We start from the raw sequence: 11466 nt of genomic DNA on the forward strand, positions 1-11466 counted from the left end.
AAACTAACATTAAGATTCTCCGTTGATGGCTTGTTGCTGGCCATTCACTAAATCGGTAACTAAAAGCTCCATGCGAGAACTGCGTGATCCCTTCACGACTATGGTGGTTTTCTGCTCTACTTTTTGTAAGCTTGCTTGAATTGTTTGCAGCATTTGCTCACGATTGGAAAAATGACGATTAGGCAGCTTGTAGACATCACTGGCATAACGGCTCAATACCCCTAAGGTAAACAACTCATCGATACCTTGCGCCAGCGCATACTCACCCACTTCTTGGTGATACTGACGTGCCTCTTCACCTAGCTCGCCCATATCGCCTAACGCTAAAATACGGTGGCCTTGCATATCACTGAGTAAATCAATCGCGGCTTTTACCGACTTAACATTGGCATTGTAGCTATCATCAATCACCGTTAACTTTGCGGATACCGGAATTAAATTAACGCGGCCTTTAACTTCACCCATAGTGGCAAGTGCATTAGCAACATCTGGTAAAGACACATCAAATTCACGGGTTAACGCCGCAGCAATAAGGGCATTGCTAATATTATGCTTACCCGGCAATGCCAGCTTAACCGGCACTTGCTCTTCTTTAGTACACAGCGTAAAACTGGCACGCGCGTGCTCATCTAAGCTGATATCTTGTGCCCAAATATCCAGTTTTTCATCACTTGATAAACGCGTCACTTTGCGCCCTTTTAGCTTATCTAGCCAATATTGACTAAACTCACTGTCGCAATTAACGATTGCTACGCCATCTTGTTTAAGGCCATCAAAAATTTCACCTTTGGCTTTCGCCACGCCCATTAAGCTGCCAAAGCCTTCTAAATGCGCGGCGGCGACATTACACACCACAGCAACATCGGGTTGAGTCATCGCGGTGGTATAGGCTATTTCACCTAAGTGGTTAGCACCCAACTCAATCACCGCATAACGGTGGTGTGGCTCTAAGCGTAATAAAGTGAGCGGTACGCCAATATCGTTATTAAAATTGCCCTTCGTTGCCAGCACATCGCCATGCACCGATAAAATAGCGGCGCACATTTCTTTCACTGTGGTTTTACCCACACTGCCAGTAATGGCGATGGTTTTAGGCGCTACTTGCGCCATCACTGCCGCACCAATAGTCCCTAAGGCGATGCGCGTATCGGCCACAATGAATTGTGGAATATCAACCTCAACGGGGTGCTCAACAATCACGCCAATCGCGCCTTGTTGTTTCGCTGCAGCGACAAATTTGTGGCCATCAAAATTAGGCCCTTTCAGTGCTAAAAACACCTCACCGCGGCCAATGCTGCGCGTATCGGTATTTATATTAATCACTGTTTGATTATCACCTTGATAATCGGTTGCTAGTACATGCGCCAGCCAATCAAAATCCATCGGGATCATGCTTGAGTCCCTCTTACTGCTTTTTTTAGTTGTTGTTGTACATATTGGCGATCGCAAAAGTTGATGCGTTGCTCGCCTATTATTTGATAATCTTCATGGCCTTTGCCGGCAATTAAAATCACTTCATCCGCTGCTGCATTGTCTATTGCGTAGCTAATGGCAGTCGCTCTATCGGCTTCTAAATGAGCGTTTTCTGGATGAGTTAATCCCTGTGCAACCTGTGCAATAATAGCGTCGGGATTTTCGGTGCGTGGATTATCGCTGGTAATAATCACCTTGTTAGCATGCTGCTCTGCTGCTTGCGCCATTAATGCGCGTTTACCTTTATCACGGTCGCCCCCACAGCCAAATACACAACTTACCCCCCCCGGCACATGTTGTTGTAACGCCTGTAACGCCAGCGCCAACGCATCTGGGGTATGGGCATAATCAACCACGCAGGTCGGCTTACCCGGTGCGCTAAATGCTTGCATACGCCCGGCAACAGGCTGTAGCTCTTTACAAGCGGCTATTAATTGCTGCAACGGGTAACCTAAGCCTAACAATGTCGCTAAGGCCGCGGTTAAATTATATAAATTAAATTCGCCAAATAGCGGCGATTGAACGGTAATATCGCCCCAACTTGTAGTCAATTGTGCTGAAATACCGTGGGCGCTGTAATTAACATCAGAAAAATAAACAAACTGGGCATTGTTTGGCACTAAATTTTTACGGCCATAACACACTAAACGCTTAAAATTGTATTTTTCTAGCCATTGTTCAACTTGGCTGTCATCTTGATTTAGTACTACAAGTTGCGGTTCAAAATCTCTAAATAACATCAGCTTAGCGTCACCATAGCGTGCCATATCGCCATGATAATCTAAGTGATCACGGGATAAATTGGTAAACACTGCGGCTTTAAACTGACACTCTGCAACACGCTGCTGTACTAACCCATGGGATGACACTTCCATCGCTACCAGTTGCTGCTGTTGTTGTTTTAACTCGGCTAAAATGCGTTGCAAATCAACTGCCGATGGCGTGGTATTCGTCAGCGGAGTTAAGCTGTCAGCCTTACCGTAGCCTAAAGTGCCAATAATGGCCGCTTCGGTCGCACAAAACTGCGCTAAATGGGCAATCATTGCGGTGGTAGTAGATTTACCATTGGTACCCGTTACACCAATTAAATCAAGCGCATGGCTTGGCTGTTGGTAAAAGCGACTGGCTAATTCGGGCAAGCGCTTATCGAGCTCCGACACTAAATAAAGCGGCTCAAAGCTCGTATCAAATTCACATAAGCGGTCAGCAATAACTGCAACCGCACCATTTTCAATCGCTTGTGCTATAAAATGTCCACCATCTAATTGATGGCCTTTAATGGCAACAAACACGTCGCCTGGCGTCACTTCGCGGCTGTCTAAGCGTAAGTGCTTAACCTGCTGCGAAGGCGCATCTATTTCGATATAGTGTAAAATGGTTTTTAAATCACGCATCGTTATCTTTACCTTTTACGAACGCCACCTCGTCCTTATCGGGCGCTACGTTTAATATTCTTAATGCGTTAGAAACGATTTCTGCAAATGTAGGTCCCGCTGTGGCACCTCCATAATACACGTCGCCACCGGGTTCATTTATCATCACTACCACAGCTAAACGTGGGTTATCTGCTGGCGCAACACCTGCAAAATACCCCACATATTCATCACCATAGCCACCCACAGCGGCTTTTTTAGAAGTACCTGTTTTACCTGCTGCACGGTAGCCATCCACTTTGATGTTACGTGCCGTACCGTCATTTTCAAACACGCTTTCCATCATGTGGACAACCGCTTCAACGTCTTGCTGCTTAAAAATACGCTCGCCTTCAGGCACACCGTCTTGCTTTAAAATAGTCAGCGGGCGGTTAACGCCCCCCGCGCCTAACATGGCATAAAAACGGGCCATTTGGGCGGTACTTACCGCGAGGTTATAACCAAACGATAACGCCGCTATTTCATGATCTGACCAACGACGGTTAGGGTAAAATAAGCCACTACTTTCACCGACCATTCCGGTACCTGAGTCACTGCCAAAGCCCACTTTTTGATATAAACCAACAAAGTAGTCTTTTGGTACGGTTTGGCTGACCTTAGTCACCCCCATATTGCTTGAATACTTTAAGATTTCGCGCAGGGTCATTTCACCGCGGTTACGGGTGTCTTGCACTAAACTGCCACCTAATCGCATCCAACCTGGGTAAGTATCTATACTGTCATCGGCTTGAATTGAGCCGTAGTCTAGCCCAGCTAAAATGGCTAGAGGCTTAACGGTTGAGCCCGGTTCGAACAAATCGGTAATTGCGCGGTTACGACGCTTATGGGGGGCGGCATCATTTAAGTTATTGGGGTTAAACGACGGGCTATTGACCATAGCGAGTACTTCGCCGGTCGTTACATCAACCACCATCGCCGATCCCGAGGTGGCTTTATAGGTGAGTACCGCCGATTTAATCGCTTTATAGGCAATCCCTTGAATTCGTTGATCGATACTTAATTGAATATTTTTTGGCTCGACGCGCTCACGCTCATCGAGTACTTCAACTTCGCGGCCTTGTGCATCTTTACGAATAGTTCGTCGTCCGGCTTCACCCGTTAGCGCATTTTCATAAAGCTTTTCAATGCCCTCAATGCCTTTGCCATCAATATTGGTAAAACCTATAATGTGCGCCGTTACTTCACCGGCGGGGTAATAACGCTTCGATTCATCAAGTAAGTGCACACCGGGTAAACGTAATTCACCAATATAGTTTGCCACTGCCGGCGTGACTTGGCGTTTTAAATACACAAAGCGACGGCTGGGATCAGCCAATAATCGTGAATTGATCTTGTTGGGTTCTATGCGTAATACATCCGCCAACTCTCGCCAGCGTAAATCGTTTTTATAATACAGCGCGGTCCGCTTATCCAGCTCGGCTTTATTTTCGGCCAGCGCTTGATGATCTTCACCATTTTTACGCGCTTGTCTTAACACCTTGCTGACTAGTGACTTATGTAACGCTTTAGGATCGGCATACACACTCACCACAGGCACACTAACAGCTAACTCTTTGCCATTGCGATCGAAGATCATGCCGCGTTGCACATGTAATTTTTCTACTCGAACGGTACGCTTGTCACTTTCTGAGCGGGCTTTATCTGGCTCTATTACTTGTAAATAAGCAGCCCGTGTCACTAAGGTAACAAACACTAAAAAAATCACTGAGCACACCAAAGCAAAGCGCCACGTGATCAAATTATTTACCGGCTTTCTCCCTCGCGTTCTCATCGTAGTATTATCACCTGCTCATCTTGGCTCGTTGGCCGTTTCATTTTTAACTGTGATATAGCAACTTCTTCAATCCGCGCATGCTGCGAATAAAACTCTTCTTCTACTACTAGGTAACGCCATTCTAAATCTAATTCGTCGCGTTGCTGGAGTAACACATCTTGCTCAATAATTTGTGCTCGCGCCAAGTGAGTTACTTGCACCACGCTTAAACTCGTCACGAATATCACAACCAATAAGGCCGAGGTTAGCTTGTTAGCTCCTAGGCCTTTAATTATTTCGAAAAATAAATTAGGTTGTCGATAACTCGCTTTTTTACTCATCCCAACCTCTGTGCAACCCTTAGTACAGAGCTACGCGAGCGTGGGTTGCGTGCAACTTCAGCAGCACTTGGTTTGATAGCTTTACCCACTGCTTTTAACGTCAGATTTTTATTTATTTGTGCGTCCGTTAAAGGCAGACCTCTGGGTAATGCTTCTCCCTTACTCTGTTTTTTAATAAATTGCTTTACGATGCGATCTTCCAACGAGTGAAACGAAATAACCACTAACCGCCCACCCGGCTTAAGTACTTGAATAGCCGCTTGTAACGCTGTTTGAATTTCTTCTAATTCGCTATTGATATAAATACGAATCGCCTGAAAAGTACGTGTGGCTGGGTGTTTAAACTTATCCTTTACTGGCACCGCTTCATCCACTAAATCTGCTAACTGTTTAGTCGTGGTAATGGGCGTGTGCTCCCGCACCTCTAATATTTTATGGGCGATGCGTTTACCAAACTTTTCTTCACCCAATTTTTTAATAACATGGGTAATGTCTTCTAAATCGGCTTCGGCTAACCACTGCGCCGCGCTGCGACCTGTGGTGGGATCCATACGCATATCCAATGGGCCGTCTTTCATAAAACTAAAGCCACGCTCAGCATCATCAAGCTGCGGTGATGACACGCCAATATCAAGCAAAATGCCATCAACTTTGCCAATAAGCTCGTTTTGCTCCGCTACTTGGTAAAGGTTTGAAAAACGCGTATGCGCAATAGCAAAACGCGGATCATCGGCAAACTTTTCAGCCGACTTAATTGCTTGTGGATCCTGATCAATGGCTTGCAGCCGACCTTGCGCTCCAAGACGCGCTAATATTTGCCCTGAATGTCCGCCACGCCCAAACGTGCCATCCATATATATGCCGTCGGGTTTAATTGCAAGAGCATCAATGGTTTCATCCATAAGTACAGATACGTGTTCAAATTGCGCTGTCATTAGCTATTTTTTGCCCTTTTTTGTGCTGTTAGAGAGTGAAATTATCTAAATCTGGATGGGGTTCAAACTCACCGAGTCGTTCTAACTCCGTGTCTTGGCGCATCTGCTGATGCCAACGCGCTTCATCCCATATTTCAAATTTATTCATTAAACCCACCAGCATGATTTTTTTGCCTAATTCTGCGTGAGCGCGCAATGAAGGCGCGAGCAGAATGCGGCCGTTTTTATCAAGTTGATATTCAGTGGCATTACCCAGCAACATGCGTTGCATGCGCCGAGCGCGTGGATTCATATTCGAGATTTTCGCTAAGCGGCTTTCTATTTCTTGCCACTCGGCCAGTGGATACAACCATAAACACGGCTCATTCAGTGCGACGGTACAAATAACCGTTCCCTGATCTTCAGACAACAGCGTATCGCGGTACTTGGTCGGTACTGCAAAACGTCCCTTATCATCCAAACTCAGTGAACTCGCGCCACGAAACATAACAAGCCTATTTTAAATTGTTTTAATCACTATTTTGCTTAACTCGATCCAGTTTGATCCACTATAAACCACTTTTTACCACAGTGCTCCAGTTTAGGGCTTGACAAGCCTTTTTGTCAAGTAATCAGACCTCCTTTAACGGCTGGCAAAGCCAGAAAAAATAAGGGCTGAAGTAAAGCGGTTGAATTAAGTGGGAAAAAAGGGAATTAATGGCGATAATTTTTTGCACGCAATTTATATAACTTTCTGTTTACAACTTTTGTTTGCTGAATAGCCAGTGAATAATTACAATTTTTGCGGCGCTATATTAGATGTGTTGGCTTTGATACTACAGCGATCTTTGCCACTGAGTTGAGCCACTTTGGCTAACTAATAATGCCTTAAAGTGCGAACAGCCGGTGCGAGCAAAGTCTCCTCACTAGCAGTCATTTTTATCCGACAAGCTGATACTAAAGGTTGTGTAAATTTTACTGATGCTGACTGCAATAGTTACCTGCCCAACACCCTACCTAAATAACAAACAAAGAATAAAACATTTAAAATCAACAGGTAATAACATATAAAAACTTGGTGTAATCATTGCTGCTGTAACCGTACCAAATAAATTTTTATCACTTATTAAGGATTGATTATGGCTACTGCAACTAATGCTAAAACAACGTCGACTAAAGCAGCTGAAGTAAAAAAACCGACAACCGAGGCCCCCTTAACTGAAAAAGCCACATCGGCCGCACACGAAGCTGTAGATGCGCTTTCAGGTAAAGCCGCCGCTGCAGAAAGTTCAGTAAGAAAAGGGGCAAGCAGCTCAGCGCAAACATTGAGTGAAAAGCAATTAATTGCGCAGCAAAAACTAGGTGAGTACAGCTCTAAAACACGGGCGCTGGCCGCTGAAAACCCACTTGCAACAGCGGGAATTGCGTTTGCTGCGGGTATGCTATTTACCGCGTTACTGCGTCGTAAGTAAATTGTGATGGATAATGCACAGACAACGGCTGCCAAGGAGGGTAGCACGCTAAATCAAGCCACTGAAGATGTTGCCCAGCAGGATGATTGGCAAATTCACGTTGCAAAGTTAATTGCCTACTCGCAACAAATTAAGGATGACTATAAGGCACAAACCCAACTTACTCAGCAAATAGCACAAGCCGAGTGGCGTTTATCAGCGAGATCATTAGCGCTGCTGATTATTTTGCTGTGTTGTTTTGCCAGTGGCTTGATTTTATTGTGGTGTGCCTTGCTAAGCGTAATAGGCTTAGGTGTGTACGAACTCACTGATTCACTGTGGTTAAGCCTAACAACAGCCATCCTACTGCAAATTGCTGCATTAGTGTGGGTATGGAGAAGTGCCAGTTATCTAGCGAGTAAAATTGGCTTTGCTAAAACAATGAATAGTTTAAAACAGTTGTTTGGAGGGGCCAATGCTAATTAAATTTTTTATTAAATCACCGCATGAAAAGCTCAATAATTTAACCCAGCAAATGCAGTTACGCAGTGAGTTGAAACGCCAACATCAGGCGGCATTTAAATACCGCTTAAAACGCTTTGCCGTGACTAAGGTTGGCCTAACTAGTGCATTTTTAGCGGGCGCAGTCATGCAAGCTTCAGATAGTAATTCAAAGTTTATTAGAAAATTTGCTTGGCTAGCTAGACTATTAACTTAACCTTAAAGTTCACTGTTCATATACCCAAGGAGTACAGCAATTAAGCTGCACTCCTTGCTATTTTATTGCTGGCGCTGCTAATTAAATATTACCAAACTCGCCATTGTGAAAATCACGAATCGCTTGTTGTATTTCGCTCTCCGTGGTCATTACAAACGGCCCCATATGAGCTATCGGTTGCTTAAGTTCATCACCCGCTAAAATTAATACCCCCGCCCCTTGCTCTGAATATAATTCAATATCACTCCCTGGCTCTAAAATTAACAATTGCTTTTCAGCTATGGTGCCACCTTCTGGAGTGGTTAGCGAACCAGTATGAATATACAGCATCACTTTTTGCTGGCTTAATGGCGCTAGTTCAATCCGCTGTTTTGCAGGTAATGTTACATCGGCTAATGCTGCATTAGCGGCCAACGTTTGCAAGCTAGAGGTTAATGTTTGCTCAGCAAACTGCCACGTTCCTGCCAATGCTTTTAGTGACACGCCATGCTCATTTGTCACCACTGGTGCTGGGTGCTCTGTAGTATCTTGATAAATTGGCGCACGCATTTTCTCTGCACTTGGCATATTGATCCAGATTTGAAAACCATGCAGCCCTTCATTAGCATCTGCCAGTGGCATTTCGCTGTGTATCACGCCTTTACCGGTACTCATCCATTGTACATCACCGGCTCTAATCGCTTTTTTATTACCCATTTGATCGCGGTGTTCAAAGCCACCTTTGATGATGTAGGTAAAGGTTTCCATACCGCGATGCGGGTGTGCCGGAAAACCACCAATATAATCATTTTTATTATCTGACTTTAATTCGTCAATCATTAAAAATGGATCTAGGTGCTTACCATCAAAACCTGGGATCCTGCTGATATTAACACCATCACCATCTTGGGTTGCCTGTGCACTTAGTTGCTTAATGACTTTCATTTCAATTGCTCCAATAAAGTAGATGGTGCTATTAAATCACATTGAAAATTTACGTATATTTGTATAATCCGTGCCATTTGTTCGTTTTAAACGAATCATAAATTAATCCCATAAAGTTTGATTACAATCAAACTAGCATACTCGTGAATAAATTATACTCGCAGTCATACTGGCCTATTTGTAAGCTGCTTGCGCAGCTTTAACATGCATTAAGGATCCATCATCTTTACCGCGTCGCTTAAACATCAACTCTACCGTTTACTTATATTACTGTGCATTCCTGGGGTTATTATCATAACCGCGGGGCTATACTTAAACCATCAGGCGGTCGTCAAACAAAGTAAAAACAGCATTGTTAATGTGGCACAGCAGCTCAGTAAACAGCAACAGCGCGAAATTAAAAACATTGCAACTGTGAGCCACTTTTTAGCAAACAAACCCTATGATCTAAGCCAACTGCCCCGCACTTGCCCCAGTTACTTTGCAGATTTTCAGCGTTTAAATAATATTGCCAATATAGGCATAGTGAATAAACAAGGCGATCTACTGTGTGCAACCAATGGCAAAATAGACCATATTAATATTGCGGATCGAGGTTATTTTAAAAATGCGATGACTCATAACAGCGCCGCAATTGGTTATTTTCAACATGATCGCAGCTGGCAAGCGCCAAGTATTAACTTTGCCGTTGCAATTATTGATAACAGTGATCAGGTGATTGGTGCACTGGTCAGCGTCATTGCCTTAGAGCAGTGGAATGTGGCACTCAATAACCTCATGCTCCCCAGTGGAGCAAGGGTAGTGATCACCGATAGTAAGCAGCTGATCTTAGCCAATTACCCCAATGACTCAACACGTTGGGGACGCCGCTTAGATGACACCGACATCACTTATACCCAACAACCACTTACACCATTTAAAAGCAGCAGTGGTAGCCAGCAAATTTTTTACCACGAGACGATTTACCGTGACCAGCAACATAATAATTTAGCTATTTATATTGCACTGCCAATTGCTGGCATTATGGCTGAGCTTGACGCTAATTTTGCTAAATTCATTGGGCTATTTTTACTGGCGTTAGGCGCATTTTCACTGCTGGCAAAAAAGCTTTTAAAGCAAAGTATTTTTAATCCGCTCAAACATTTAACACAGGCTATCGAGCGTTTAGCAAACGGGGAAATGCCAAACAACAGCGAGCAACCTGTAAGCCAAGAACTCAATCATTTATATCAACGTTTTAAAAATATGGCACACACTCGGCTACAGGCAGAAGCGAAGTTACAACTCAAGCACGATGAATTAAAAAGCTTGCTCAATGCCCTACCTGACGATTATTTAAAAATTAATCTGCAGGGTGATATTTTAAATATGAGCGATAGCTTTAAACATTTACCGCCTACAGCGCCACATTTTCATAGTCAATTAAGCTTGTCTGGGCTACTCGGTGAGCACAATGCACATCAGCTATTAACTCACTTGTATAACAAAGATGAGGGCTTTCCACTTGAACTTACGCTCAGCGACAACCAGCAAGACAAGCACCTTGAAGCACATATAAATGCCCTTTCTTGCCAACAACAATGTGTTATTTTGCTGCGTGACATTAGCAAGCGTAAAGCCAACGAAGCGGCACTGCACTTAGCCGCTTTAGTGTATGAAAATAGTAGTGAAGCCATGATAGTCACAGATGCAAATGGCATTATTTACGATGTTAACCCCGCATTCACTAAAGCCACTTTGTTTACTAAACAAGAGGTACTAGGAAAAACCACGCAAATTTTATCTTCGGGGCAGCATGATAGCGCGTTTTATCAAGCCATGTGGACTGAGTTAAGTAACAGCGGACGTTGGCAAGGCGAAATTACCAACCGCCGTAAAAATGGTGAATTGTATGATGAATGGCTCACCATAGACACAATATATGATGCACAGCGTGTAGCAACACGTCGTATCGCTATTTTTACCGATTTAACCGAAACCAAGCGCAATCGAGAGTTAATTTGGAAACAAAGTCGCTTTGATATGCTCACCGATTTACCTAATCGTTTACAACTAAGAGAGCGCTTAAATGAGTGTTTGCAGCAACCTCACAACGATAGTCAGCAATTGGTTATCATGCTACTCGACATTGATCATTTTAAAGAGGTAAATGACAGTTTAGGGCATAGTTTTGGTGATGAACTGCTTAAAATTGTCGCTCAACGAATTGCGCAACAAGCATATAACGCAGAGCTCGTTGCCCGTATTGGCTCAGATGAGTTTGTTATCGTATTCCATTGCGCTGATAACATTGCACAACTAAAGCAGCAAGCAAATACGCTATTACGCGCACTTTCCGCAGTTATTGTAATTAATGACGAGAAACTCTTTATGAGTGCCAGTATCGGCATTGCCTGTGCTCCCAGTGATGCAAATAACACGGAGCAGTTATTGAAAGCAGCGGATCAAGCAATGCATAA

11 protein-coding genes are annotated in these 11466 nt (G+C 43.9%); 4 read left to right on the plus strand and 7 right to left on the minus strand.

Annotation, left to right across the window (positions count from 1 at the left end; all coding sequences use genetic code 11):
• Nucleotides 1-9: 9 nt before the first annotated feature.
• The 6 genes from murF to mraZ are packed head-to-tail and all read right to left on the minus strand — an operon-like array spanning nt 10 to nt 6422.
• Nucleotides 10-1392, minus strand: a complete 1383-nt coding sequence (gene murF, locus ABYB02_RS10080; RefSeq protein ID WP_372762335.1) for a UDP-N-acetylmuramoyl-tripeptide--D-alanyl-D-alanine ligase — start codon at nt 1390-1392, stop codon at nt 10-12.
• The gene (murE, locus tag ABYB02_RS10085) at nt 1389-2867 is read right to left on the minus strand and encodes a UDP-N-acetylmuramoyl-L-alanyl-D-glutamate--2,6-diaminopimelate ligase (RefSeq protein ID WP_372762336.1); all 1479 of its coding nucleotides are present in this window, start codon (nt 2865-2867) and stop codon (nt 1389-1391) included. Before murE ends, murF begins: the two co-directional genes overlap by 4 nt.
• A complete protein-coding gene (locus ABYB02_RS10090) occupies nt 2860-4677 on the minus strand; it encodes a penicillin-binding transpeptidase domain-containing protein (RefSeq protein ID WP_372762337.1) in 1818 nt (605 codons plus the stop codon). The genes murE and ABYB02_RS10090 overlap by 8 nt, the downstream gene beginning before the upstream one ends.
• Nucleotides 4674-5000, minus strand: coding sequence for a cell division protein FtsL (ftsL, locus tag ABYB02_RS10095; protein ID WP_372762338.1), 327 nt, complete (start codon nt 4998-5000; stop codon nt 4674-4676). The genes ABYB02_RS10090 and ftsL overlap by 4 nt, the downstream gene beginning before the upstream one ends.
• A complete protein-coding gene (rsmH, locus tag ABYB02_RS10100) occupies nt 4997-5935 on the minus strand; it encodes a 16S rRNA (cytosine(1402)-N(4))-methyltransferase RsmH (protein ID WP_372762339.1) in 939 nt (312 codons plus the stop codon). Before rsmH ends, ftsL begins: the two co-directional genes overlap by 4 nt.
• 28 nt (nt 5936-5963) lie before the next feature.
• On the minus strand, nt 5964-6422 hold the full coding sequence (mraZ, locus tag ABYB02_RS10105; protein ID WP_372762340.1) for a division/cell wall cluster transcriptional repressor MraZ: 459 nt from the start codon (nt 6420-6422) through the stop codon (nt 5964-5966).
• Nucleotides 6423-7053: 631 nt separating this feature from the next.
• Here mraZ and ABYB02_RS10110 point away from each other — a divergent pair.
• From ABYB02_RS10110 to ABYB02_RS10120, 3 genes are read left to right on the plus strand one after another with little or no spacing between them, the layout of a single operon-like run.
• On the plus strand, nt 7054-7386 hold the full coding sequence (locus ABYB02_RS10110) for a DUF883 domain-containing protein (protein ID WP_372762341.1): 333 nt from the start codon (nt 7054-7056) through the stop codon (nt 7384-7386).
• 6 nt (nt 7387-7392) lie between these two features.
• Nucleotides 7393-7851, plus strand: a complete 459-nt coding sequence (locus ABYB02_RS10115) for a hypothetical protein (RefSeq protein WP_372762342.1) — start codon at nt 7393-7395, stop codon at nt 7849-7851.
• A complete protein-coding gene (locus tag ABYB02_RS10120) occupies nt 7841-8083 on the plus strand; it encodes a hypothetical protein (protein ID WP_372762343.1) in 243 nt (80 codons plus the stop codon). Before ABYB02_RS10115 ends, ABYB02_RS10120 begins: the two co-directional genes overlap by 11 nt.
• A gap of 81 nt (nt 8084-8164) precedes the next feature.
• Here ABYB02_RS10120 and ABYB02_RS10125 read toward each other — a convergent pair whose 3' ends face one another.
• On the minus strand, nt 8165-9007 hold the full coding sequence (locus ABYB02_RS10125; protein ID WP_372762344.1) for a pirin family protein: 843 nt from the start codon (nt 9005-9007) through the stop codon (nt 8165-8167).
• 360 nt (nt 9008-9367) lie between these two features.
• On the opposite strand from ABYB02_RS10125, the gene ABYB02_RS10130 reads away from it, so the two are divergent.
• On the plus strand, nt 9368-11466 hold a 2099-nt coding region (locus tag ABYB02_RS10130), incomplete at its 3' end, for a diguanylate cyclase domain-containing protein (protein ID WP_372762345.1).

Source organism: Pseudoalteromonas sp. (assembly GCF_041613455.1).
GTDB lineage: Bacteria > Pseudomonadota > Gammaproteobacteria > Enterobacterales > Alteromonadaceae > Pseudoalteromonas.